Raw genomic sequence first — 25497 nt, forward strand, 5'->3', positions numbered from 1 at the left:
GAGACTATTCTGTCCGGCCGCAGCAATTTTTATATTTTTTTCCGCTGCCGCAATGGCAAGGCGCGTTGCGTCCGATATCCACAACTTTTCGCACCGGCGCTTTTTTCGCTTGTTTGGCCTCATCGCCGTCCTGCGGCTGATGAGCCGTCGTTTGGCCCTGAACAACTTCTTCGCGTTCCAGATTGCTTTCAATCTCGGCCTTCATGACGAATTTCGCAACTTCGTCCTCAATGGACTCAATCATGTGCTCAAACATTGCGAAGCCTTCCATTTGATATTCACGCAGCGGATTTGTCTGCGCATAAGCGCGGAGGTGAATCCCTTGACGCAGCTGATCCATCGCATCAATATGATCCATCCATTTTGAATCAACGGCACGCAATACGATGACTTTTTCAAATTCACGCATCTGCTCTGTGCCGAAATTCTCTTCTTTTTCATTATATTTTGTCATGATGCGGTCCATGATCATCTCATGCATTTCATCCGGTTCTTTTCCGAAGATATCGCTCTTTTCAAGTGCGCCTTCATCAAGATACGTTGAATTCACCAGCTCCACGAGGCCGTCAAGATTCCATTCTTCCGGAAGCTCCTCTTTCGGCGTATAAGCGGCAATCGCACGCTCCAGAGAAGACTTGATCATGCCTTCCACAATGTCACGCAGGTTTTCAGAGTCAATGACTTCAAAACGCTGCTTGTAAATGACTTCGCGCTGCTGACGGAGCACGTCGTCATATTGAAGAAGCTGTTTACGTGAATCAAAGTTGTTTCCTTCGACACGTTTTTGAGATGATTCCACGGCGCGTGACACCATTTTGCTCTGAATCGGCGTGGAGTCATCCATACCGAACCGGTCAAGCATCGCCATCGTCCGTTCAGCTCCGAAACGGCGCATCAATTCATCTTCCATTGAAAGATAAAATTGTGTGATGCCCGGGTCTCCCTGACGTCCTGAACGTCCGCGGAGCTGATTGTCAATCCGGCGGGATTCGTGGCGTTCCGTACCGACGACTGCAAGGCCGCCAAGCTCTTTTACGCCTTCGCCGAGTTTAATGTCGGTTCCGCGTCCCGCCATGTTGGTCGCAATCGTGACAGCGCCTTTTTGTCCCGCTTCTTCAATAATCTGAGCTTCACGCTCATGGTTTTTGGCATTCAGCACCTGATGCGGAATCCCTTTGTTTTTCAGAAGTTTAGAAATCAATTCAGACGTTTCAACGGCAACCGTGCCGACAAGAACCGGCTGTCCGGTCATGTAGCGCTGGGCGACATCCTCCGCCACCGCCTTGAATTTCCCTTCCATTGAGCGGTAGATCAAGTCCGGACGGTCGTCACGGATGACCGGCTGGTTGGTCGGGATGGATACAACCTGCATGTTATAAATATTGCGGAATTCTTCCTCTTCCGTTTTTGCGGTACCGGTCATACCGGCCAGCTTTTCGTACATACGGAAATAGTTTTGGAACGTAATCGTCGCCAATGTCATGCTTTCATTTTGAATCTCCAGGCCTTCTTTCGCCTCAATCGCCTGGTGAAGACCTTCGCTGTAGCGGCGTCCTTTCATCAGACGGCCGGTGAAGGAATCAACGATGACGACCTGGCCGTCCTCAACAACATAATCCACGTCTTTCTGCATCGCCGCATGGGCTTTTAAAGCCTGGTTGATATGGTGGTTCAAGGCCACGTTTTTGACATCAAACAGGTTGTCGATGCCGAACGTTTTTTCAGCCTTCGTCATTCCTTCTTCCGTCAGCTGAACGCCCTTCGTTTTGACGTCATACGTATAATCCTGATCTTTCTTGAGTGTGCGGACAAACGCATTTGCCTGCACGTACAGTTTTGTGGACTTCTGAGCTTGTCCGGAAATAATCAATGGCGTTCTCGCTTCATCGACTAAAATTGAATCGACTTCATCAATAACGGCAAAATGAAGCGGGCGCTGCACCATCTGTTCTTTATAGAGCACCATGTTGTCACGCAAATAATCAAAGCCGAGTTCATTGTTCGTTGAATACGTGATATCGGCTGCGTAAGCTTCACGCTTTTCGTCTTTTGACATCGAATTCAGGTTCAGGCCGACTGTAAGCCCGAGAAACGCAAAGATTTCTCCCATTTGCTGGGCATCACGGCTCGCCAGATATTCGTTGACCGTTACGACGTGAACGCCTTTTCCCGTCAACGCATTTAAATACACGGGAAGCGTGGACGTCAGCGTTTTCCCTTCCCCTGTTTTCATTTCGGAGATGTTCCCTTCATGAAGGGCGATGCCCCCCATCAGCTGTACTTTAAACGGGAACATGCCGGTTACGCGGCGGGAAGCTTCACGAACGACGGCAAACGCTTCGACAAGAAGGTCATCCGTCGTTTCTCCTTTTTCAAGCCGCTCTTTAAATTCTGCCGTTTTATGTTTAAGCGCCTCGTCAGAGAGATTTTCATAATCTCCTCTTACGGCATCAATGTCATTTGCTATTTTTTCGTATTTGTTCAGCGCACGTTTGGTCGGATCAAACATTTTATTTAAAATCCCAAGCATCTATAACGCTCCTCTATGTTCACATGCAGATTTTGCATGGAATAAATGATAATTTTCTGTCCATGTATACCTCTCATTATCATAACATACCTTTTGCTATTTCCAAAGAATTTGCAGGTAAAGATAGAGAAAAACCTTCCGCGCGTTCACGGAAGGCTGGATGGGTTTATTCAGTCGGTTCAATTAATCCGTATTTGCCGTCATTTCTGCGGTAAACGACGTTTGTGAGATTCGTCTCCGCGTTGGTGAATACGAAGAAATTATGTCCGAGCATATTCATTTGGAGAATCGCTTCTTCATTATCCATCGGTTTTAAATTAAAACGCTTTTGACGGACAATTTCCGGGCTGTCATCTTCAATTTCGTCCTGAACCGCTACGCCCGTATCAGCAGCGCTGCCGTTCTCGAAATAATGTTTCGGAAGACCCTGCTCGCGGAATTTTCGGTTGACTTTTGTTTTGTGCTTTCGGATTTGACGTTCCAGCTTGTTTGTTGCGAGATCAATTGCATTGTACATATCCTCGTTATGCACTTCAGAACGAAGCGCCAGATCAGTCATCGGAATGGTGACTTCAACTTTGGATTCCTTATCATTATAGAATTTTAAGTTGACGTTCACATCGGCATTGACGCTCTGCTCGAAATATCGCTCCAGCTTGCCGATTTTTCTCTCCACATGATCCTTTAACGCAGGTGTAACCTCAATGTTTTCTCCTCTGATATTGTAGTTCATCAAAGAACGCCTCCCTTTATCTAAGGATATGTAACTATTTCTCTTTTACCCCTTCTGATCCCTGCTGAAACGTTAAAATAATGTGTAAATTCGGTGAACGATGACGAATGGTGTCGGTTTTATCCGGCAGCTTCCGCCAGGATTATAAGTATATGCGGAGGACGCAGGCAAAAGACCTGCCGCTTGCAGCAGGTCTAGTGAAGAACATACGGTTTGATGCAGTCGTGCGTCTGCTCCATCCACAGCTTATAATGCGGCAGAAAGATGGTTTTTAAAAACTCCTGAAAAGGGGCGGACGGGAAATCATAATCATTTAACATGCTGAAATCCTGAAAGATCTCGTCAAATGAGCGGATCGCCGTCTCCACGCATCGGCACTCAATGATAGACAGCAGAAGCGCATGAGAGGAATCGAGATGAAAAAAAGCCTGAATCAAATCGTTGTAAATCCGCTCGCCCTCCGTCTTAAAAAAATCATCCTGCGTGTCCAACAGGTAGCAAAGCCCCTCATCAATCGTAAAAAGAAGCTGGTAATAGGCTGACACCAAATGGTAATCGTTCAAACTTCTCAAAACACTCACCTATTTGCGTTTGTCGTAATAACGGCCGTCACTTGTCGTTTGATGATACGGATTGAAATACGTATTATGGTAGATTCGTTTTTTCTTAAGCGTTTTTATTTCATTTCGTATACCATCCTGAATCCGTTTCACTTCGCCGGTAATCAGGCGGTCCATCGCGGCCACCTGCTGAAGCAGCGTTTTTTCTTCTTCGGAAAAAGGCGGCTTTATGCCTGCAAGCATCTCCTCCCTTTTCTCCGTAAATGCCGTAACGCTGCTGATGAGATCGTCGCTTTCCGGGGCGTCCTTCAGTGCGGCGTACATGTTCTTCGTTTCGTTATACAAAGAAAAGACATTGCTGTTCATCAGGCAAGGCCGCCCGCGCCGTGGCTGTTTTTCCGTTCACTCTGCATGGCCTGCTTCCACGTGTCGCGAAATTCAGTAACGAGCTTTTCCGCTTCATCTAAAAACTCTCCGTTATTCTGCACGTTCGCATCGATCAGCCGGCGGCGGATGTAATCATAAATGGATGACATCTGTTCAGATATCTCAATCTCCCGGTTTAACGTGATGCTGAGCTCTTGAATGATGTTTTGCGCCTTTACGATATTTTCATTTTTGGCTTCAAGGTTGTTTTGCTTCATCGCCTGCCTGGCCAGCTTAATGAATCGCAGGCAGCCGTTATAAAGCATAAGGGTCAGCTCTTCCGGAGCGGCTGTAAAGACGGATGTCTGCTGATAAGCAGCAAAAGGATTATTTATTGCCATTTTTATAAAACCTCCAAGGTTATGATGTTGAAGATCCTAACATTGACGTGAGATATGAAGATTGGCTGTTCAATTTCTCCAATGCCGTATCCAGTGCGCTGAACTTTTTATAATATCTCGATTCGATGTCATCCAGCTTCGTTTTCATATTGGAAATATTTGTTTCTATTTCATTCAGGCTTTTTCCGATGGCAAAGCTGGATGATACCGAGCTTTCCGTACCCGCCTGTTTTGAAATTTGAGTCTGCATTTTGTTTAAAGTGTCTTTTAATCTCCGGGCAATCCCCTGCTCCTCCGGGTTTTTGATAGTCTTACCGGTTGAGCTGTCTGTAATCGTACTTGTACTGTCTGCATTAAACAGCTTAGCCACGAGAGAGGGGTTCTCGGTAATTTTCTGTTTCAGTTTCGCTTCGTCTTTAATGACAAGCTTTCCAAACTTTCCTTGATCCTCATAACTAGACGTCTCTATACCGAAATCGGCAAGCTGATATTTTTTTCCGTCAATCGTAACCGTTGAGTACAGATCAAGCCGCATTTCAGCCAAACCGTTCTGCAGCGTGCTGTCGCTCCGTAATAACCCGCTTTTGGCCTTTGCCTCCCACTGCTCAATCTGCTTATCGGTCATCGCTTCTCTTTGTTCATCGGTTAGCGGCTTATAATCGCGGTATTTTGATTCTGTTACCTTCTCGTTTGCACTTTTAATTAACGTATTGTATTTATCAACGAAATCTTTAATGTTGTCAAAAATGCCGTCCGTATCAGTCGTGCTGTTAATCGTAACCGTTTTATTGCTGTCCGTCACGCTGTTCAGCGTGTATTTGATGCCGTTGATCGTAAAGTTATTTGACGTTTTTGTCATTTCAAGCCCGTTGAACGTAAACTTCGCGTTTTTCCCTTCGGCATTGGCCGTCAGTTCATTTGTTGCATCATCAACGGCAAAACCGAGCTGATCTTTCAGAAAGCTTTTGGTTGCGTCATCACCTGCTGAAAGGGTAAATCCTTCCCCCGTTTTATTGGAAGTGAACGCAATCGTGTCCACATAATCCGTGCCGTTGGAAATTTTCTCTTTTAAAGCCGTCACTCCGAGACCCGAGCTGTTCAGTTTGGAAATGACATCGTCAATCGTATCGGTTGCGGCGATCGTGACGTTTACCTCAGTCGGCTTCGTTTCACCCGGATTTGTGACATTGAATTTCAATGTTTGGCTCTGACCTGAAGTGAAATTGATGGCCCCTGATGATTTATATGTCGTCGAAGTGGCCAGCTGCTGTACAGACATACTCGTTGAAATATTCTGCTCAGCACTGACGGCCACCGCGCTGACACTGGAATCCGAACTTGTTACTGTTTTTTTATTCCAGTTTGTGGACATCAGCATATTATTAAATGTCGTAGAATACATGTCGGCAATCTGGGTATTCACTTCCCGATAAGCATCGCGCTTCCATTCAAGCGTCTGCTTTTGCTGGTTTAATTTATTAAGCGGCTGCTTTTCGGCATCCATCATTTTTTTCACCAGAGAATCTACATCAAGACCGGAATTAAGGCCTGTGATTCTTGTGACCATATGTACCCTCTCCTTTTCGGCGTTTAGTCGTAGACGGCTCTATGACAACAGTGAGTTTCCGACTGTTTATCATATCACAGCTCCATAAATGTATGATCTTATTCTTATATCGGTCATATTAAAAGGTTTTCAATAATTTAACTGCAAAATATAATGTTTCATTTTGTCAATAGGGTTCTTTGGCTTGCTGAAGGGGGAGATAGCTGAAGAAATAAAAAAAAGACCCTGGAGAACCAGGATCTTTCCGTCATTAACCTTTCAGCAATTGAAGAACTTGCTGAGGCTGTTGGTTAGCTTGCGCAAGCATAGCTTGAGAAGCCTGAGTAAGGATGTTGTTTTTCGTGTACTCCATCATCTCAGAAGCCATGTCTACGTCACGGATACGTGATTCAGCAGAAGTCAGGTTCTCAGAAGAAGTACCAAGGTTGTTGATTGTGTGCTCTAAACGGTTTTGAACCGCACCAAGTTTAGCGCGCTCGCTTGAAACTGTGTCGATAGCTGTTTTGATTGTTGTAAGAGCAGTAGATGCTGCATCTGCGGAAGTAGAGATATCAATTCCTGCAGTAGCAGTCCCAACAGCAAGACTTTCAGAATCCATTTTATTAATTGAAAGTTTCATAGTTTGACCTTCATTGGCACCGATTTGGAAAGTCAGGTCAGTTGCTGTACCATCAAGTAATTTCTTTGTGTTGAATTCTGTGTCTGTAGAAATTCTAGTTACTTCAGAAGAAAGCTGATCCATTTCTTTTTGTAACTCAGCACGGTCAGAAGTAGTGTTCGTGTCGTTAGCCGCTTGTGTAGCAAGCTCGCTCATACGCTGAAGAATGCTGTGAGTTTCGTTTAATGCACCCTCAGCCGTTTGGATAAGAGAGATTCCGTCTTGAGCGTTTTTAGAAGCCATGTCTAAACCGCGGATTTGGGAACGCATTTTTTCAGAGATCGCAAGACCCGCAGCGTCATCACCAGCGCGGTTGATGCGAAGACCTGAAGATAATTTTTCCATGTTTTTTGCAGCAGAGTTTGAACCTGCATTCAGCTGACGGCTAGTGTTAAGAGCCGCGATATTGTGGTTGATTCTCATTTTGTATTTCCTCCCTGAATTGTTTTTCGCACGTCCTTGTGCATTTGCGCAGCGTCATTCTGAAGAAAATTTTTCCTCTCATTGGCTACACTATATATATCGGATGGCCGTTTCTATTGTTTATATTGAAAATAAAAAAATCCTCACTTTTTTTGTGAGGATAGGTTAAGTAATAAATCAGTATTAAAAGATACAGCTCTGTTGTTCTCTTCCAGGATCGACAAGTAGATTTCTTTCCTGTGAATATCTACGTGCTGAGGCGCTTCAATTCCCAGCTTCACTTGTTCTCCTTCGATGGCGATCACCTTTATTTCAATATCCGGCCCGATCTGAATGGACTCATTCACTTTTCTTGAGAGAACTAGCATGATCCTCCTCCTATCAGATGTTTTGTTTCATAGGAAGCATCATGTAAAATGATTTGTTTCGCCTTCATTTCCTTTTTATTGACGATAATCGGCGCTTTTAAATTGGCGGTCGTGTTTTCAAAAGGCTCTTCCAGCGTTAAAATCGCCATCACTTCGACGTCCTCTATATCTTCAATATGCAAAAGTTCAAGCGTCGCATGGTCAATGTCAAATTCGTACCCTTTAAAGAAAATAAACGGACTGGCGACAATAAAGGCGATGTGCTCCTGTTTGACAGACTGCAGCGCCAAAAACGGTGAATCTTCCGACAAAGGAAGAACAACAAATTGAGTCTCGTCATTAAATCCCGGCAGGCCGTTTTCAAATGAGATAATCTGCCCTTCGTCTATTCTGATTTCTCCGTGATATTTTGTTTTAATTATCATGCTTCACAATCCTTTACCACTTTCATCTTTTATTCTGCGTTGTCATCATCAACCGAAATCGTCACCTTAGGGTCTTGCATCATATCAATCTGAACTTTCCCCGGCGTATAATTCCATACAGGTTTATTGACGGCTGCTTCAATTGAAGGTTTGCGGGCTTCAATATCAATCGTAAGCTTTGAAGGAATGCAGTCAATGTCGACGAGAAACTGCGCAGGCAGAAAGTCGCTGAATTCGCCGAATGGATCGGGCGGCCTGACATCTGCTGCCTGCCGGGCCATCACATTGCCCGTTTTCTTTTCGATAGCCGCCATTTCCTTCCCTTCCCTGACTGTTTTTGCGATAAACTCGCTGCAGGCTTCCGCGCCTTTCTGGGCGGCTTCAGCGTTCAGCTTTTCAAATGATTTGAGATTCAAGTTCTCCCACGCCCTCGTCTGGTCAATCGTCAGTTTGGTCGGCGTGCTTTCAATGTTCAGCTCTGCCGGCGGCTGCTCGATTTCCAGGTCAGCGGGCGGCTGTTCCATCTCGATTTCTTCCTTTTGAAAGGTTATACCGATTTTAGCAGGCACACTGTCAATAATCAATCTCGGCATCTGCACAGAGATCCCTCCTGTTTATAGTATTTTAGTAAAAAAAGCGATCTCCCTGGTGTGAGTCGCTTTTTTATATATTGAAGACGGTCAGTTAAATTATTTCAGAAAGTCAATCAGTGACGGCTGAATGATATTCGCATTCACTGACAGCGCTGCTCTATGAACCGTCTGTTGAGATAAATAATCAACAATTACATCTTCCATTTCTACATCTTCATTATCGGACAATACTTTTTCAGCGGTTGCCGCTTGTGATTCCAATCTTGTCTGAATGAGTTCCAACCGGTTTGTGCGTGCGCCGATATTGGATTTTTCAGCATTCATTTTATCAGTAAAACCGTCAATATCTGACAGAACTTGATCTGAATCTGCTTCGGACAGCGTGCCTTTGCTTAAAGAAGCTTCTAAGGAGTTAAGAAATTCAAAAACATTATCTCCATTTTGTGCGACGCCTCCGAAAGCTGAGTTTGGATCAGAATTCACTTTCAGCACTGCTCCGTTCGAGATGTTGATGTTAACATCCGAAGCACCTGTATAATTCTCATAGTTGTACGTATATGTGCCGTCGGCATTTTCAGTGATCGGCGGGACATCTGAATTTGTTCCGTTAAACAGATAACGTCCGTTTACCTGAGTATTCGCGACAGAAACGAGCTGCTTTTTCAGCTGGCCGATTTCTGTACCGATTGCTTTCAATTCTGTTTCACCATTCGAATCACTTTTCGCCTGAACCATCAAGTCCCGGATTTTTCCCATAATATCCGTTTCCGAGTTTACGCTTGATTCCGAGTTTTCCAGCCATGTAAAGCCTTGCGAAACATTCCGCTGATACTGGTTTACCTGCGCAAGTTGAGTACGGTACTGCATTCCCTTCATTGCAACGACCGGATCATCTGAAGCTTTCGTGATTTTTTTCCCCGTAGACACTTGCTGTTGAAGCCGATCGAGCTTGTCATAACTTGAGCCGATAAATCGAAGAGAATTTTTTGCGATCATCCCTTGAGTTACTCTCATTTACTTATCTCCTATCTTCCTCCGGTGCCCATACCGTTAATAATTTTATCGAATATTTCATCCTGCATCGTTATGATCCGCGCAGCCGCATTATAAGCGTGCTGAAACTGAATCATATTTGTCATTTCTTCATCTAAAGACACTGCACTGACAGATTGTCTCCGTTCATCGGCTGAAAGGGTGTTGCTTTCAGAGTTGTTCATAAGATTGGCCGCTTTTTGTGAATTAACGCCCAGCTTTCCGATAAGGGATTCATAAAAGTCATTAATTGTAGTGGTTTCACCGTTAATAGTCAGCTTGCTGTTCTGTACGGCTGCAAGATTTGTCGCGTTTGTGCCGTCACTTTTTTCTCCGTTTAACGACGCTGCGATATTATCAGTAGACGCAAGGATTTTGTCACTGACTTTTATTTTCGCTGCCGCACCTTTTGCCGGCACCGCTTCAACACCGCTGAAATCAAAAAATGCTGCACCCTGTTCTCCTGTATAGGTCTTCCCTTTTTCATGAACTGCATTAAACGCGTCAGCAAAGGACAGCGCCATATTGTCAAGAGCCGTCAGCATTTCAGGATAAAGACCTTTTTCTTCTCCGTTTGACATATAGCCGTATGATTCAATAAGACCTAAAAGTGAGCCTTTTCCGGTAAATGCATCCGCATTCACCGTACTGCTGCCGACTGACACACTCGACACGAGGCCGCTGTCCTTGTCGTAGTTGATTTTCATTTCTGAAACTGTTTTTGTGTTACCGTCGAGCAGCGTACCGAGAGAATTGTTGTTTCCGTTCAGCAATTCGACGTTAACCGTGCCCTCAGCAGTCGCCAAGGCATGTCCGCCCGACTTATTATATGAAACTTTTATATTTGCCATAGAAGATAATTGATCAATCAATCTGTCTCTTTGGTCATACAAATCATTAGGGAGCATACCGCTCGGCTCAACTGCTGCAATTTGATTGTTAAGGTCATTCAGCTGATTGAGAATGGAATTGACCTGATCCGCTGTGTTATCCAGGTTCTTTTTAATATCACCCTGAATGTTAGTCAAAGAGGTAGATATATAGTTAAAACTTTCGGCAAGAGATTTCCCCTGCTCCTGCAAAACTGAGCGCGCTCCCGTATTTTCCGGATTCGTCGCCAGATCCTGAAGGGCATTCCAAAACGAACTGAGCGATCCGTTTAATCCGTTATCGTCAAGCTCTTTCATGACGCCTTCCATTTGTGACAATGAATTGGAACGGGCTGTATAGTACCCTAATTTTGTATTTTCAGTTCTGTACTGATAGTCTAAAAAACTGTCTCTGACGCGCTCAACTGAACCGGCTTTTACTCCTGTTCCGATTTGGCCGGCCGTCAGATCACTGTTTTTTGATACTGCGGGATAAGGGCTTGTCGATTGTAATGTGACGCGCTGCCTCGTATATCCTTCTGTATTTGCATTTGCAACGTTATTTGAAACTGTGCTCAATGCAGTCTGCTGCGCACTCAATGCACGCCTTGCTGTTTCGAGCCCCATAAAAGTCGATGGCATTGAAAATCCTCCGTTCTAAGCTTTTGAATCGAATAATGTCAAACGGCTGACAGGCTTGCGCGCCGCTTGCGGCTCTTTATAATTCATGTTCTCTTTTTCACCCGGCATGATCATATCGAATGCCCCCGAGATGAATTGTAAAGCCTGAATCGTGAGCTGTTTGTTCATCTCATTCACTTCTTTCAGACGGTCAAGAAGCGCAGACAAAGAGTGAAATAACCCTTCAAGCTCCTGTTTTTCACTGCCTGAAGTTCTGGAGATGCATGCAGCAATTGTATTGTCCTCACCGCGGCTGAGAAACTGAGAAGTTAACCTGATTCGCTCTTCCTCAGTCTGCCCGATTGCCTGAATATACTTTTGCTCTTTGGTCAATATGTTGGAGAGCTCTTTTGTTTTACCTGCTTTCAGCGCTTCCGTTTTCTCCTCAGACAGCGTGAGCAGATGTTCATGCAGTGCGCAAAGTCGCTTCAGTTGATCAATAATTGGCTTTGCTGACATTGGCTTTCTCCTTTTTATTGCTTTTTATAGAAATTTACTATGTTTTCAGCGATGCTGTTTGAATCTATTTTATATGTTCCGCTCTCTATATCCGCTTTAAGCTGAGCGATTTTTTCCTGTCGTGTTTTAGTGACCGCATCTGACGCATTTTGAAGCTCTTTTGCATGAGAAGAAATTTCCACTTTGTCCTTCGGCTTTGCAGCCTCTTTTTGTACGGCTTGCTTTTCGTAATTTTTTTGGTATGGATTAACGGATTGTGTTCCGTACTGATTGATTTTCATAGGATTCCTCTCGCTTTCTGTTCGCAGTCTAATTCTTTTATCGACTGCGTTATCAGTTAGTTTAGGGAATCAGGTGTTTTTGGTATTATAGGCATAGTATGTGTCTTTTGTACTGTTTTTCTCTTCGAATTCAGCGGCTGTTTTTTGGTTCATATGGTCTAATTGCGACTCAATATCTGTCTGACAGGACTTGCAAAATTTCCCCGTCCTGATTGGATTTCCGCACCTTTCGCAAGGATATGCCAAATTCGGAAGCTGGCTGATCTGAATCCTTTTTTGTTTGATAAACTTGAGGATCAGCTCTTCATCCACACCTGTTTCCTCAGTGATCTGCTGCATCGTCGACTGTCTGTTGATCTGCTTTCTCAAAAATTTATAGACGGTTTCAAATGCTTTTTCTTCTTCTTTAATACATGCCTGGCACACGGTCTGCAGGTTCGTTTTAAAAAATAAAGCATTGCATTTTGGACAATTCGCCAATTCACCCATCGTATTAACTCCTATTCCTTCTTTAATCTGCCTTATATTTCTATCAATTATATCGGCAGAAAAAAAGAATGATTTAGCTCCTGATTAAAGTAAAAGAGGAGACCGATGACGCTTTGCCCGCTGTCAGCAGGACTTCGGCGGCTTGGTGAAGTGTGGCGCCCGTCGTATAAATATCATCTATTAAAATGACGTTCATACCTGTGGCGGAGTTTTCGGCTGCTGAAAACTTTTTTTCTGCAGACAGCCTGTCTGTTTTGCTCTTTTTGGATTGTTTTTCGTTGTTCAGTCGGATGAGGGGGGAAATGACGGGCATTCCGAGCAGAGAGGCCAGCAGCTCGGATTGATTGAATCCGCGTTCCGCCAGCCGTTCGCCGCTCAGCGGAATAGGGATGAGAGTATGTGTATTTGATGGATATGCCGCTTTAAAGCCGGCAGCAAAGTCACGTTCAAATGCTTGAATGATTTTCGCATCACCCCTGAATTTAAAACGGGCCAATGAGTCCTTCATCGCATCATTATACAAATATACCGAACGGTTTTGCCGCAGCAAAAAGCGCTTTTCCGTTTTTGATTCCCGGGCCGCACAATCAGCGCATTTTTCATTTGACTCCTGAGGCCTCCCGCATATACTGCATACGGGGCCTTCAATTTTTTCGAATTTGCTGCTGCATATGCTGCATATCTCTTGCTCGGGCGCCAGAGAAAACAGAGATCTCCAAGTCAATGAACTTGAAATTGGTGAGTCACACAATAAACAATTCAGAGATATTACGCTCCTTCCCGAGTTTCACAGAACTCGCTTGGATTAACCGAAACAATCGCCGCTGATTCAGCCAGAATGACAAGCAGCGCCGTATTTTTCTGTTTATCAACTATCTCTGCTTTTGCATAAGCAACTTTCTTTTTATCTGTAACATATGCCGGCTCAGCCCGGTTTAATGAAAGTGCCAGTACATCATTTTTGCATACCCGGCATGTGCATTTCATATGAAGCTGAGACATATGGCGGTCGAGAAGTTCCTTTAATACGATTTCTTTTGAATTGACAAGCATGCTGACAGCTCCTCATAGGAAAGTATGAGTATACTGTATCACGTTTTCTGAAATTAACTAGTCCAACAATTTACTTTTTTGTGCCAATTTGTTCATATGTTCTATATGTTTTTTTGCTTTTTTCATTCCGCTTGTGATTCCGAAATGAAACATGACGACATCACCGCTGAAATGTTTATAATGCCTTCCCGTTCTGCCCGCGATCTGTACGAGCGCGCTCTCAGTAAAGATAGGTGCTTCTGCGCCGAGGACACATGTCTGAACTTTGGGCACGGTGACCCCTCTTTCTAAAATCGTAGTCGTTACCAGCAGGTCAAGCCGGCCGTTTCTGAACCGTTTCACTTTATCCTTTCTGAATGTGTCTTCCGCATGTACGCCTTCTGCCCGTATGTTTAATTTCTGAAAATAATCCGTTGTCTTTTTCAATACGTGTACAGACGGAACGAATAAGAAAACCGGCAGATGTGATTGAAGTTTTTGGCGGACCCAATCCGTTACAGAGCGCGGCAGTTTTCCTTTCTGAAGCTTCTTCTTCCAATTGCCGCACCACAAAAAACGCGGCTCCGGGAGGGGTTTCCGATGATATCTGGCCGGTATGCGGACGCTTTTCAGCAAACCGGCTTCAGCCTTCTTTTTTAATGTGTCTGAAGGAGTTGCCGTTACATAAACAAGGGCGCTGTTTTTCTTCCTCGCTTTATCAACAGCGAATCTTAATGTCTCATCGGCTGAAAAAGGAAACGCATCTACTTCATCTATTATCATGACATCAAAAATGTCTCGGTAGCGCATCAGCTGGTGAGCGGTTGAAATCATTAACGGAGTCAGACGGCCTTTGTCCTCGCTGCCGCCGTACAAAGCAGAAACTTCGACTTTCTCAAATGCTTTTTTCAGTCTCGGCAGCAGTTCAAGTACGACATCTGTACGCGGAGTCGCGACACAGACGCGCAAACCGTGATTCAGCGCAAACTCGATACCCGGAAACAGCATCTCTGTTTTCCCCGATCCGCAAACCGCCCATACTAACAGCTCTTGTCTCTCTTTTATCGCATCTGTAAGCGCGGCGGCCGCCCGCTTCTGTCCGTCTGTCAGTGTTCCTTCCCAAGAAAGCTTTACAGGCTCCCAGCTGTTTTCATGGGCTTGATTCCAAGAATATAATGATGTCAGTTCATCAGCCCTTCCCATCACGACACAGGCACGGCAATAGGTAATCTGCCTTTTGGCAGAGGGCGCCCAAAATGCCGCAAAGCTGGCTTGATCAGACTGACCGCATCGTTGGCAGACGTAACGGTTTTTCCGGCGGATGATTGACGGCTCGGCCGTTATATATTCTTTTTCTGTAACACGCTTGATGTGATGATCTGAAAACGGTACCTCAGATCTCAATAAATGCCGGCCGAAAAAGAAATCCCGCACCTCTGAAAATTCTGAAGCACCTTCGGACATCTCCCTGCCTCCTTTCTGCTCAAAGTATGCCTGCCGGGAACCCACTTGTCGAATTGCGAAAATTAAAAAATAAAAAAATCTCCGCCCTTGAAAACGGAGATTTTCACTTAGTTTTTAAAGCACCAGCCGATTCCGATGGCGCCTTCGCCCAAATGGGTTCCGATCACGGCACCGAAATAGCTGTTATAGAATTCGACATGAGGATATTTACCGCTTAACTCCTGTATAATATCCGCCGCTTCTTCTTCCCTGTTTGCATGGATGACAGCGGCCCGCATCGGGATTCCTTTACTTGCATCCTCCCCAAACAGCTCAAAAATTCTCGAAATCGCTTTTTTGCGTGTCCGAATCTTCTCAAAAGGAACAATTACCTTATTGTCAAAATGAAGAATAGGCTTTACCTTTAACAGACCGCCGATAAAAGCCTGAGCACTGCTTAGACGCCCGCCCCGCTGGAGGTGTGATAAATCGTCCACCATAAAATACGCACGGACTGTTTTTTTCATTTCTTCCAGCTCTTTTATAATCTCTTCCGGTGAGTCAACACCGTCTTTAATGAGCTGTGCTGCCTTTAATGCATAAAAACCTTGTGCCAAACAGCTGATCTCTGAATCAAAGGGATAAACTTTAATATGATCAACCATAGTGTTTGCCGAGGCGGCGCTGTTATATGTTCCGCTGATTCCGCTGGACAAATGTATGCTTATGACTGCATCATATGTTTTGCCCAGTTCTTCGTACAATGCGATTAATTCACCGAAAGAAGGCTGAGACGTAGTCGGCAGCTCATCATGATTTTTTACTTCTTTATAAAAACTTCTCCAGTCGAGTTCTGTTTCTTCGCGGAATGTTTTTTCACCGAAAACCACTTGGAGAGGGATCATATGAATATGATGTTCTTCTCTCATCTCTTTCGGAATATATGCTGTACTGTCTGTTACAACTGCAATCTTCATCACTTTACCTGCCTTATTAAGTACTTAATAAGTATTTTAATAGATATGCAGCTGTAAAAAAAGACTTGCCATAACAGGCAAGTCTTCTCACACATGGCTAACGCATCTCTACCCAGCCGTTTTTAATGGCCACGACAACGGCTTGTGTCCGGTCATTAACGTTCATTTTCTGCAAAATATTACTCACGTGGTTTTTCACTGTTTTCTCACTGATAAACAATGATTCACCGATTCCGCGGTTGCTTTTTCCGTCTGCAAGCATTTGCAGCACTTCACATTCCCGTCTCGTTAATATATGTAATGGTCTCCGGATTTCCGGGTAAACCTCATGCTGAGGATGAGCAGAAACTCCGCTTGTCGCAAGACGGCGGAATTCGTTGACAAGATTGTGGGTTACTTTCGGGTGAAGGTAAGAACCGCCCTCGGCTACCACTTTCACTGCTTCGATTAAAGTATCTGCGTCCATCTCTTTCAGGAGATAGCCTCTTGCACCTGTTTTTAAAGCATGAGTCACATAGTTTTCATCATCATGGATGGAGAGGATAATCACCTTAGATTCAGGGTACAGCTCAACAAGCTGTTTAGTAGCCTCTACTCCATTTACATTCGGCATATTGATGTCCATTATGACAACATCGGGATGATAATGCTCGACGATTCGAGCCGCCTCATCTCCATCGTCACCTTCTGCTACCACTTCAAAGGTAGGTTCAAAATCCAATATTCTTTTTACACCCTCACGGAATAGTTGATGGTCGTCGATAATAACAATATTTACTTTAGTCACACGCTACGCCTCCTTATCCTATTGTTCTATATACGCCGCTGTTCGGTCAATATGTCTTTTGGCTCTATTTAACAAATTATAGGCCGAGAGATAACGGAACCTTAATCATGATAAATGTCCCAAGACCTATTTTAGAGTCTATCGTTATCGTTCCTTCAAGCAGATCTACTCTTTCTTTCATTCCCAGCAAGCCGAATGACTTGTTTTTCTTTTGTTTAGCATCCTTAATATCAAAGCCTTTTCCGTTGTCCTTAATGATGAGAACGACAAAATCAGCGGTTACTTCCACTTTTACTGTAATTTCCTCTGATTCTGAATGCTTGAGTGCATTTGTGACGGCTTCCTGAGCGAGACGGAAAAGCGCCACTTCAAATTGCGGGGCAAGCCTTTGGTTCTCCGTGTCTCCGATACACTGAAAATGTATTTTCACCTTTCCGTTGTATTCTTCAGTTGTATAAAGATATTTTCTCAGTGTCGGAATCAGCCCGAGATCGTCCAATGCCATCGGTCTTAAATCATATATAATCCTTCTGACTTCGTAAAGGGCATTCCGCACATTCTGCCGCAGATTTCTGATTTCCTGAAATCCGTCCTCCGTGCCGCGGTCGCGGAAGATCCGTTCAATTAATTCCGATCTCATCATGACATTTGCCAGCATTTGCGCGGGACCGTCATGAATTTCTCTGGAAACTCTTTTTCTTTCTTCCTCTTGGGCTTCAATGATTCTTAAACCGAAATCTTGTTTAGCCTGCGCATCGGCAAGAAGAAGCCCTACTTGGCGAAGGTCTTGATTCAGGTAATTCAGAACGACGGTTATTTGGCTGACCAATGATTCTGACCGTTCAATGATTTCCTGAAGCCCCAAAAGCCGGCGTTCTAAATCATCCCTGCGCTCCCGCAGCTGCTTTTCACGCTGTTGGATCATCGTCAGTTCCACTTGAAGTTTGTGCGCCTTTTCATAGGCGTTGCGAATTTCTTCTTCGCTGAACTTATGGAAATTTCTGCTTACTTCAGACAAGCGGTTTCGTGCGTGCCGCGTATGAACTTCAAGTTTGTCGCCCAGCTCAATGACTTCGTAGACCTGCTGTTTGATCTGTTTAAGTTCTTCGACCAGCTGCTCATATTGCTGGCGCGACTGCTCTCCGATTTGAAAAACCTCGTCCTTGCTCCCGTCCACGGTTTTCAGCATTTTCATAAGTATAGAATCCAAAACTTTGGAGTCCATCTTCGATTTATTCATCTGTCTCCCTCCGTAACGGTGTTGTTATGTATTTTTATTATAAATGTAATTGAACTGCAATTTATGTCGAATTATAATGAAAGAATGCGTATATTCTAGAAAAAAACATTTTTATATAGTATCTTACTCTTTCATGATACCAAAATATGCGCAAAAATTCTAAAGTCTGTTCGAATTTGTAGAAACAAGTCTTTTAATGCTTGTCAGGAGGGTCCAGCAATCATGCTGCACAGCTATTTAACAGTTAAAGAAACGGGTGAACATGAGATTGTGATTGAAAAATCGCGTTTTATCTGTCACCTGAGCCGTGCTGCTTCTGAAGAGGAAGCGCAGGAATTTATACAAAAGATAAAAAAACAGCACTGGAATGCGACTCATAACTGCTCAGCTTATCTGATCGGCGAAACCGACCATATACAAAAGGCGAATGATGACGGAGAACCAAGCGGCACAGCCGGCGTCCCCATGCTGGAAGTGCTGAAAAAACGCGGTCTGAAAGATACCTGCGCGGTGGTTACCCGGTATTTCGGCGGAATAAAGCTCGGTGCAGGCGGATTGATTCGTGCATATGGGAAGTCAGTGTCTGAAGGCTTAAATCATATAGGAGTTACGGAGCGGAAGCTGATGCGGATTATGCATACATCAGCGGATTATACGTGGCTCGGCAAGATAGAGAACGAACTGAGAGAATCAGTTTTTTTACTGAAAGATATCCATTATGCGGATCATGTCGAATTTGAAACGTACGTTGAAGAAAAAGACAAAGACGAGTTTATAAAATGGATGACAGAGCTGACGAACGGCAAGAGTAAGAATACAGAGGGAGAACTGACGTATTTAGAAACAGACGTCAGCCCTAAAGGAGACTAATGTAATGGCTGAACGTGTAAGAGTGCGTGTTCGAAAGAAAAAGAAAAGCAAACGAAAGATCATATTCAAACGGATTTTGCTGCTGCTTACCCTCGTTTTGTTAGTTGCTGCCGGGTTTGGCGGATACAAAGTATACAAAACGATCAATGCGGCAGATAATGCATATGATGCCCTTTCCCGCGGAGACAAATCAAAACTTCGGGATAAAGTCATCGATATGAAGAAAAAACCGTTCTCCATTTTGTTTATGGGGATCGAAAATTATGCCACAAGCGGAAAAGGCGGACGATCAGACTCTCTTATTGTCGTTACCCTTGATCCGAGAAATAAAACAATGAAAATGCTGAGTATTCCGCGTGATACGCGGGTGACGCTTGCCGGCGATACAACCGGTAAAAAATCAAAAATCAATGCGGCTTTTGCTAAAGGCGGGGCGGATGAAACCGTCTCAACCGTCGAAGACTTATTAGGCATACCGATTGATAAGTATGTCACTGTCGATTTTAACGGCTTTAAGGATGTTATTGATGAAGTCGGCGGAGTCAATGTAAAAGTGCCTTTTGACTTCGACGAGATGAGTGACGTCAGTAAAAAGAAACGGATCTACTTCAAGAAAGGAAACATGCATTTGAACGGTGAGCAGGCTCTGGCTTACGCACGCATGAGAAAGCAGGATAAACGCGGAGACTTCGGCCGTAATGACCGCCAAAAGCAAATCCTAAATGCACTGATCGACCAAATGTCTAAGGCTGGAAACATTGCTAAAATCGATAAAATCGCTGAAACAGCAAGCAATAATGTACAAACGAATATCCGAATCACTGAAGGACTCGCCCTTCAGCAGATTTACAACGGCTTTACCAGCAAAAAGATTGATACACTGACCATAACAGGATCAGATTTATATTTAGGCGGCGGCGGAACCGCGTCTACGGGCGGAACGTATTATTTCCAGCCCGATCCGACCAATCTCGAAAAAGTACGGCAGGAATTGCAGAAACACCTGGATTACCCGTCCGGAAGCAGCACGGCGTCCGATCCTGCTTCTGACAGCACCGGAACGGACAGTACGACTGATTCGACTTCTGACAGCACAGGAACAGGCGGTACGGCTGATTCGACTTCCGGCAGCGCAGGAACAAGCGGTACCACTGATTCAACCAACGGTACTGCCGGTGCAAACGGTACGGACAGCACACAGTCCGGCGGCACAACAGGCTATTAAGAGTAAACCCGATCCTTTGAGCAGGATCGGGTTTTTTTATATAATAAGAGAATAGCAGAATCCACAAAAAAGCAGACCATTCGCATGATCTGCTCTTTTTAATTTTTCTTTACCAATCTCTTGTAAAACTTGGTAAATGGTTTAAATTGTTCATTTACTAACCCTGTGACCTCTGCTATGATTTGCATAAATACAATCAATACAAAAATAATAAACAGCGAAAGCCATATGGTCGCGCTTTTCAGCAGGATGGCACTGACGCTGAAAATAAAGCCGATTAAATAAATGATAATGACAGCCGTGCGGTGTGACAGCCCGAAGGCCATCAGCCGGTGGTGTATATGTGACTTATCAGGCGCTGAGATCGGCTGTTTGTTTAAAATCCGCCTGATGACGGCGAATGTCGTATCAAAAATCGGCACGCCCAAAATGATGATCGGAATGATGATACTGAATAAAGTAACACTTTTATAAAGACCTAATAATGAGAGTACTGAGATGACGTATCCGAGAAAGAGCGATCCGGTATCTCCCATAAATATCTTTGCCGGGTGAAAATTATAAAATAAAAATCCGAGTGTGCTTCCTATCACGACAAGTGAAAGTGACAGAATAAGGATTTTCCCTCCGGACAACGCCATAACGGCGATAGTGGAGAGTCCGATGACCGACAGGCCAGCAGCGAGTCCGTCCAAACCGTCAATCAGGTTCATCGCGTTCGTAATACCGACGATCCATAACACAGTCAGCGGGTAAGCGACCCATCCCAATTCTAAACGTTCCGTTAAAAACGGTACGGAGAAAAAGTCCATTTTCAGTCCCGTGCTCACAATCATAATGGCCACGGCCAGCTGGACGAAAAACTTTACCTTTGCGCTTAATTGGTATTTATCATCAAGGATTCCTAAAATAACAATAATAAACGCACCCACTGTAATGGCGGTCATTTTTGTTTCATTATATATGCCGGCCGCGAGCACACCCGCCGCTACGCCGATAAAGATGGCCAGGCCGCCCATACGGGGCATTATTTTATCATGTACTTTTCGGTTGCTGGGCTGGTCAACTGCACCTATTTTGATCGCAATTTTTTTTACGATAGGAGTTAGGATTAAAACCGTTAGCAGAGAGACAAAAAACGCAACAACTATGCGAAACATGCGTTCGTCAAGCATAAAGAAGTCTCCTTTGGAATTATATGAAGTCTTTTCTGATATTGAACCGTTCCTTCCATTATAATTCTTACTAGTTATTATAACAAGCATCATCAAAAAGAAACACGCAAATCAAAAAATGCGCTTTCCCTTTTAATGGGATTGCGCATTTTTCAATATACCCGTGCATTCGAGCATTCGGCCGAATAAAACATTCCAATCCCGTCTCCGGGCCAATTCACGGCGCAAAGCCTCGTATGATCCGCTGCGGTCCGCTGCCAGAAGCGCGTCGCAGGCCGCAATGAAATCTGCGGGGTCACTGCCTTCAACGTATTCATAGACGAAAGGCCTTTTGATTTTTGACGTAGAAGAAAGGTTGCAGCCGACAACCGGTTTGCCGGCGGCTAAAAATTCAAAAAGCTTAAGCGGAAATACCGCGTCATTATAAGGTGAATTTTTATACGGCATGATGCCGATGTCGACAAGCTGCATATAGGACGGCACTTCATTCGGCGCGGCAGGTCCCGTCCAGATGACATTCGGACGCTCCAGAAGCGACTTGAAATCCGGATCGTCCTGAGCCGTGTTCGGGCCTACCAATAAAATCGTCCAGTCAGGCCTCACATCTGCCGTTTCCGCCATAAGCGCAAAATCGAGCTTCGGCTTGATTCCGCCGATAAAACCGAGAACCGTTCCGTTCCGTCCCCGTAAAATGTCTTCATCCGGCTGTTTATTTTCCCGTGAAAACAGGTCATATTCCACTCCGTTTTCAATGGTGAACACTTTCTGGTGCGGATTCTCCAGCTTTTTTCCGACCTCCTGGTGCAGACAGTCAGATGTACACGTAATGGAATCGGCACGCTGAATGATTCTCAATTCCGCCTGTTTAATGATATTTCTTCTAACGTTTGACAGCACCCCGGATCGGCCGCTGATCGGAGCGGCCCACAGATCACTGCAATCATAAATCACTTCATCCCAAGGAAACAGATCTGCCAGAAGCGGAAAACCGGGGAAGGTGTACCATAAGCAGCAGCGGGCCCCTTCTCCTTCTTCCTTCAGCATGTTCACCAATGGTGAAAGCTTATGCCTGTAGCACATGTCTGTATACCTGCCGAAGCGGAAAGCTTTTTGCCGCATGAGATCCTTTACAGTGAACTGCCGGATTCCCTCGGCGATCCCGGCCATCTGACCATCATTGGCTCGCGGAGACGGGCATACCCAAATGACGCTTTTCGTTTCTTTTTGCCGGGCGAGAAATTCAGCCAGCCGGTGCCGTCTGTATCTCAGCCGGTCATGCCCCCATTCCGCCGCTCCGACGATTACGTGAATAATCGGTTCCACCTTCATCACCCAGCTCCTCTGACGCCTACAGTCTTTTCAAGACCGCGTTTTTTGCATATTGCATAAAACACCACGAAGCCTTGATAAAATGCAGGCGCTCAATTTCTCTATAAACAAACCACGTTTTTTTTGCGGCTTTCCACTTGTTGCTTGAAATCGAATTCTGCACAAGCCTGTATTCTGAAAGGCACTCATTCAGGCCGTAAGCCGTAAATCCCCTTTTCAGCAGGGAAAGCCATGTCGCTAAATCCTGCCGCGTTCTGATATCAGGCATTTGAATCTGCCCCGTCTGCTCTCTGTCAATCATGACCGTTAAACATCCGATAATCGTGTTTTTTAAAGCTTCATCATATGACAGGCTTTCAGGGGCTTGAATCGTTTTGTCCGTCGGCGTTCCGTCCTGCTCCATGACGCTGTAGCCCGTAAATGAAAAAGCGCAGGACCGCTCTGCCATAAACGCAAGCTGTTTTTGAAGCTTTTCCTTTTTCCATCTGTCATCGCTGTCCAGAAATGCGACATAACGGCCCTTGGCATGTTTAAGGGCTGTATTTCTGGCAGCCGCGGCTCCCCCGTTTTTCTCTAAATAAACGACGCGGATCCGCTCATCCTTTTGTTCATATTGCCGTAAAATATCTCTCGTTCCGTCCGTTGAACAATCATCCGCGATAATCATTTCCCAATGCGGGTGGCTTTGATGTAAAACGGACTGAATCGTGTCTTCGATATATTCACTTGCATTATAAGACGGTGTAATGACAGATACGAAAGGTTTCCAGTTTGTCATGGTCACATCTCCATCGCAGATTTTTACAAGGACTCTCTAAAAAACTCAGGAATGACAATGAACATAAATGCAACTGCAATGCCGATTAAAACACCCAGAACCGCTTTCTTTTTCGGCGGCATGCCTTGTCCCGCCGTTTCATTCATCGGCTCTGAATTGATGATGCCGGCCGCTTTCAGGTTCAGCTGCGTATTATTCAATTCATATAAAAATCGTTCCTTATCCACTTTGGCGTCCGCGCTGACGGTTTCTCCTTCAAGCGCAGCAATACTCTGCCGCACTACTTTTGCCCGTTTTTCAAACAGGTCCTGATCATTCTTCAGAAAAGTTTTTATGACGGCTTGAAACACCGATTCAGTCTCCTGTTTGTTCTGGCCGCTGTAGCTGACCGTGATCAATGAATCTGATTGTGTTTCGACAGTCAGTTTACTTTTCACGGCCGCTCTTTCTTCGTCTGTTTTATCAGGCAGAGCCTGCTTTAAAAAGGCATCGCTGGTCAAAAGGAGCGGGATTTCTTTTGTATTGTTATAAAGCGGATGATCATAATTTCCCGCGGCGATCGCGGCTTCTGATGTAAAACTGCTGGTTCCGCTGATTTTTGACGGCAATACATATCCCGCCGCCCCTAACACAACGGGCAGCGCAATGATCCAAATGATATTCTTTTTGATACGCCGGGTTATTCTTGTCAACATATCCTTCATCTCGCATCTCCCTGTTTTTCATAGTACGCCGTGACGGCAGGCTCCTTTTGTAAACGCCTCAATATATTGACCGCCGCGATCACGAGCGAGAGAAATACCCAGTGGAAAAATAAATTTGATACGGAGCTTGGGCTGATGCTGCTTACCAAAAAACCGGCCATCGCCGTGATAAGTCCTTCTGTGATCAGTCTTGACTGATTTTCCGATTTTCTTTCATGACATTTATAAAGTGTCCAAAAAAGGAACAAATAGACTGTCAGGTAACCGAGCATCGTAAGAACGCCGAAGTTCGCCATAATCTCGACGAGCCAGTTGTGCACCTCAACTACGCCGCCCGTATCATAAACGGGCTCCGCTTTTAAATAGTAAGAGACGTTTCCGGCACCCACTCCGAACCCCCAGGAATCAATCACATAGTGAAAGGCGTTTTTTAAAAGATTCGCCCTCGCGAGGTTGGAAGGAAGCGGTTGCTGTCCCGGCATCGCCTGCGGAGCTGAAAACAGATTCAAGACGGCGTTGGTGATACGGCCCGCAAATAAAACCGCACACAGCGCCGCACCCGCTCCCGCTGCGTACAGCGCGAGTTTTTTCAACAGGGAAGGCAGCAGGATGAAGACGTATACAGCCGCCCCCGCGCATATGCCCAGCAGACTCGCGCGCGAACCGGTCAAAATGATTAAATACAAAGCGCAGATCGCAAAGAGCAGGCTGACGGCCTTCACATAGCCGTTTTTCATATTTTTCACCGCCGCCGCATACAGAAAGAAACTGATGCACAAAAACGTTGCGAAATCATTTTGATTAAAGAAAACGGACGTCGGATAATGCTGTTTGTACTGCGGGCCGCTATAAAGCGTGGAGCTCGGCAGATGGTGGTGTGTAAAATGGTTGTAAAAGCCGATCGCCATCACAAAAATGGTCATCACAAGCCATATGCCGTAAAAAACCATCAGCTGATCAAAGCGCTGAATGAACATGACAATAAGATAAATCAGAAACATGCCCATTCCCATTAAAGCTAAATATTTAATCCCGTACGTCACGGATTTTGCCCACAATAACGATAGGAGACCGTATGTAAACCATAAGGCGAAAAACATCAGAACCCCTTTTACATTCACCCGATTCCATCTGTCAATATGATGGCGGTTTGTCAGGATGCCGGCGACGTGAAGGGCGCCTGCTCCGATTAATAACAGCCGGTATATAAATAAGCTGAAAAATCCGAGATGGACCGCAAAGAAGGCCTGGTTTAAAAATGTACACGCGATCAGGATATAAATGAGCCCCATAAACATCTGACCGTTTGTTGTAAAGGCGGATAGCAAAGCAAGTCCGGCAATACCGATCATGGCGGCAAGCAGCAGCACGGTGATTTTTCCGAATCCGGCATCCGTCCTGACCGCCTCCAGCATGATGAATCCTCCTGTAATGAGAGCGGCAAGCAGCACAAGAACATGTGCCGTTGAACGTTTGATACTCACATGGCAAACCCCTTTCCA

At 44.9% G+C, this 25497-nt stretch carries 28 protein-coding genes; 2 read left to right on the top strand and 26 right to left on the bottom strand.

What is annotated here, in order from left to right:
• Positions 1 to 4: 4 nt before the first annotated feature.
• The 21 genes from secA to degS all read right to left on the bottom strand — a co-directional run bounded on the left by secA (position 5) and on the right by degS (position 17914).
• Positions 5 to 2530 carry a preprotein translocase subunit SecA gene (secA, locus tag ACKTRM_RS16545; RefSeq protein WP_007407469.1) on the bottom strand — a complete coding sequence of 842 codons (2526 nt, stop codon included), beginning with the start codon at positions 2528 to 2530 and terminating at the stop codon, positions 5 to 7.
• Between the two features lie 166 nt (positions 2531 to 2696).
• Positions 2697 to 3263, bottom strand: coding sequence for a ribosome hibernation-promoting factor, HPF/YfiA family (hpf, locus tag ACKTRM_RS16550; RefSeq protein ID WP_003151413.1), 567 nt, complete (start codon positions 3261 to 3263; stop codon positions 2697 to 2699).
• Positions 3264 to 3457: 194 nt separating this feature from the next.
• On the bottom strand, positions 3458 to 3835 hold the full coding sequence (locus ACKTRM_RS16555; protein ID WP_003151412.1) for a hypothetical protein: 378 nt from the start codon (positions 3833 to 3835) through the stop codon (positions 3458 to 3460).
• Between the two features lie 9 nt (positions 3836 to 3844).
• Positions 3845 to 4189: a flagella biosynthesis regulatory protein FliT gene (fliT, locus tag ACKTRM_RS16560; RefSeq protein ID WP_012118566.1), complete on the bottom strand. Its 345-nt coding sequence runs from the start codon at positions 4187 to 4189 to the stop codon at positions 3845 to 3847.
• Positions 4189 to 4590 (bottom strand): flagellar export chaperone FliS, encoded by a 402-nt coding sequence (gene fliS / locus ACKTRM_RS16565; protein ID WP_003151407.1) that lies wholly within the window; start codon positions 4588 to 4590, stop codon positions 4189 to 4191. Before fliS ends, fliT begins: the two co-directional genes overlap by 1 nt.
• A gap of 19 nt (positions 4591 to 4609) precedes the next feature.
• The gene (locus ACKTRM_RS16570; protein ID WP_012118567.1) at positions 4610 to 6157 is read right to left on the bottom strand and encodes a flagellar hook-associated protein 2; all 1548 of its coding nucleotides are present in this window, start codon (positions 6155 to 6157) and stop codon (positions 4610 to 4612) included.
• Positions 6158 to 6407: 250 nt separating this feature from the next.
• A complete protein-coding gene (gene hag, locus ACKTRM_RS16575; protein ID WP_007614094.1) occupies positions 6408 to 7238 on the bottom strand; it encodes a flagellin Hag in 831 nt (276 codons plus the stop codon).
• Between the two features lie 143 nt (positions 7239 to 7381).
• The gene (gene csrA / locus ACKTRM_RS16580) at positions 7382 to 7606 is read right to left on the bottom strand and encodes a carbon storage regulator CsrA (RefSeq protein WP_003151402.1); all 225 of its coding nucleotides are present in this window, start codon (positions 7604 to 7606) and stop codon (positions 7382 to 7384) included.
• Complete coding sequence (gene fliW / locus ACKTRM_RS16585) at positions 7600 to 8031, bottom strand: flagellar assembly protein FliW (protein WP_007407475.1); 432 nt, start codon at positions 8029 to 8031, stop codon at positions 7600 to 7602. The genes csrA and fliW overlap by 7 nt, the downstream gene beginning before the upstream one ends.
• 29 nt (positions 8032 to 8060) lie before the next feature.
• Positions 8061 to 8630 (bottom strand): DUF6470 family protein, encoded by a 570-nt coding sequence (locus ACKTRM_RS16590; protein ID WP_023357152.1) that lies wholly within the window; start codon positions 8628 to 8630, stop codon positions 8061 to 8063.
• Between the two features lie 90 nt (positions 8631 to 8720).
• Complete coding sequence (gene flgL, locus ACKTRM_RS16595) at positions 8721 to 9638, bottom strand: flagellar hook-associated protein FlgL (RefSeq protein WP_012118569.1); 918 nt, start codon at positions 9636 to 9638, stop codon at positions 8721 to 8723.
• 11 nt (positions 9639 to 9649) lie between these two features.
• The gene (flgK, locus tag ACKTRM_RS16600) at positions 9650 to 11167 is read right to left on the bottom strand and encodes a flagellar hook-associated protein FlgK (protein WP_012118570.1); all 1518 of its coding nucleotides are present in this window, start codon (positions 11165 to 11167) and stop codon (positions 9650 to 9652) included.
• 15 nt (positions 11168 to 11182) lie between these two features.
• The gene (locus tag ACKTRM_RS16605) at positions 11183 to 11665 is read right to left on the bottom strand and encodes a flagellar protein FlgN (protein WP_003151394.1); all 483 of its coding nucleotides are present in this window, start codon (positions 11663 to 11665) and stop codon (positions 11183 to 11185) included.
• A gap of 14 nt (positions 11666 to 11679) precedes the next feature.
• On the bottom strand, positions 11680 to 11946 hold the full coding sequence (gene flgM, locus ACKTRM_RS16610) for a flagellar biosynthesis anti-sigma factor FlgM (RefSeq protein ID WP_003151393.1): 267 nt from the start codon (positions 11944 to 11946) through the stop codon (positions 11680 to 11682).
• 69 nt (positions 11947 to 12015) lie between these two features.
• Positions 12016 to 12435 (bottom strand): TIGR03826 family flagellar region protein, encoded by a 420-nt coding sequence (locus tag ACKTRM_RS16615; RefSeq protein WP_012118571.1) that lies wholly within the window; start codon positions 12433 to 12435, stop codon positions 12016 to 12018.
• Between the two features lie 73 nt (positions 12436 to 12508).
• Complete coding sequence (locus ACKTRM_RS16620; protein ID WP_197197403.1) at positions 12509 to 13198, bottom strand: phosphoribosyltransferase family protein; 690 nt, start codon at positions 13196 to 13198, stop codon at positions 12509 to 12511.
• 5 nt (positions 13199 to 13203) lie between these two features.
• Positions 13204 to 13488: a late competence development ComFB family protein gene (locus tag ACKTRM_RS16625; RefSeq protein ID WP_007407481.1), complete on the bottom strand. Its 285-nt coding sequence runs from the start codon at positions 13486 to 13488 to the stop codon at positions 13204 to 13206.
• 57 nt (positions 13489 to 13545) lie between these two features.
• A complete protein-coding gene (locus tag ACKTRM_RS16630) occupies positions 13546 to 14931 on the bottom strand; it encodes a DEAD/DEAH box helicase (protein ID WP_012118573.1) in 1386 nt (461 codons plus the stop codon).
• A gap of 107 nt (positions 14932 to 15038) precedes the next feature.
• Positions 15039 to 15887, bottom strand: a complete 849-nt coding sequence (locus ACKTRM_RS16635) for a DegV family protein (RefSeq protein ID WP_003151387.1) — start codon at positions 15885 to 15887, stop codon at positions 15039 to 15041.
• A 97-nt stretch (positions 15888 to 15984) separates the two neighbouring features.
• The gene (gene degU, locus ACKTRM_RS16640) at positions 15985 to 16674 is read right to left on the bottom strand and encodes a two-component system response regulator DegU (protein ID WP_003219701.1); all 690 of its coding nucleotides are present in this window, start codon (positions 16672 to 16674) and stop codon (positions 15985 to 15987) included.
• A 76-nt stretch (positions 16675 to 16750) separates the two neighbouring features.
• Entirely contained in the window at positions 16751 to 17914 is a 1164-nt protein-coding gene (degS, locus tag ACKTRM_RS16645) for a two-component sensor histidine kinase DegS (protein WP_007407484.1), read from the bottom strand.
• Between the two features lie 222 nt (positions 17915 to 18136).
• Here degS and ACKTRM_RS16650 point away from each other — a divergent pair, with 222 nt between their 5' ends.
• Both ACKTRM_RS16650 and ACKTRM_RS16655 read left to right on the top strand, forming a co-directional pair.
• A complete protein-coding gene (locus ACKTRM_RS16650) occupies positions 18137 to 18784 on the top strand; it encodes a YigZ family protein (RefSeq protein WP_007614107.1) in 648 nt (215 codons plus the stop codon).
• Positions 18785 to 18788: 4 nt separating this feature from the next.
• A complete protein-coding gene (locus ACKTRM_RS16655) occupies positions 18789 to 20009 on the top strand; it encodes an LCP family protein (protein ID WP_012118574.1) in 1221 nt (406 codons plus the stop codon).
• A 98-nt stretch (positions 20010 to 20107) separates the two neighbouring features.
• Here the strand turns inward: ACKTRM_RS16655 and ACKTRM_RS16660 are convergent, their stop codons facing one another.
• The 5 genes from ACKTRM_RS16660 to tuaE form a co-directional block, all read right to left on the bottom strand.
• Positions 20108 to 21184, bottom strand: coding sequence for a glycosyltransferase family 4 protein (locus tag ACKTRM_RS16660; RefSeq protein WP_003151382.1), 1077 nt, complete (start codon positions 21182 to 21184; stop codon positions 20108 to 20110).
• Between the two features lie 132 nt (positions 21185 to 21316).
• Positions 21317 to 22513 carry a teichuronic acid biosynthesis protein TuaH gene (gene tuaH / locus ACKTRM_RS16665; RefSeq protein ID WP_012118575.1) on the bottom strand — a complete coding sequence of 399 codons (1197 nt, stop codon included), beginning with the start codon at positions 22511 to 22513 and terminating at the stop codon, positions 21317 to 21319.
• 19 nt (positions 22514 to 22532) lie between these two features.
• On the bottom strand, positions 22533 to 23291 hold the full coding sequence (gene tuaG, locus ACKTRM_RS16670) for a teichuronic acid biosynthesis protein TuaG (RefSeq protein ID WP_012118576.1): 759 nt from the start codon (positions 23289 to 23291) through the stop codon (positions 22533 to 22535).
• 23 nt (positions 23292 to 23314) lie between these two features.
• Positions 23315 to 23995 (bottom strand): teichuronic acid biosynthesis protein TuaF, encoded by a 681-nt coding sequence (gene tuaF / locus ACKTRM_RS16675; RefSeq protein ID WP_012118577.1) that lies wholly within the window; start codon positions 23993 to 23995, stop codon positions 23315 to 23317.
• Positions 23992 to 25479: a teichuronic acid biosynthesis protein TuaE gene (gene tuaE, locus ACKTRM_RS16680; protein ID WP_012118578.1), complete on the bottom strand. Its 1488-nt coding sequence runs from the start codon at positions 25477 to 25479 to the stop codon at positions 23992 to 23994. The genes tuaF and tuaE overlap by 4 nt, the downstream gene beginning before the upstream one ends.
• Between the last annotated feature and the right edge of the window lie 18 nt (positions 25480 to 25497).

The organism is Bacillus sp. D7-8, from assembly GCF_052055895.1.
GTDB classification, from domain to species: Bacteria; Bacillota; Bacilli; order Bacillales; family Bacillaceae; genus Bacillus; species Bacillus velezensis.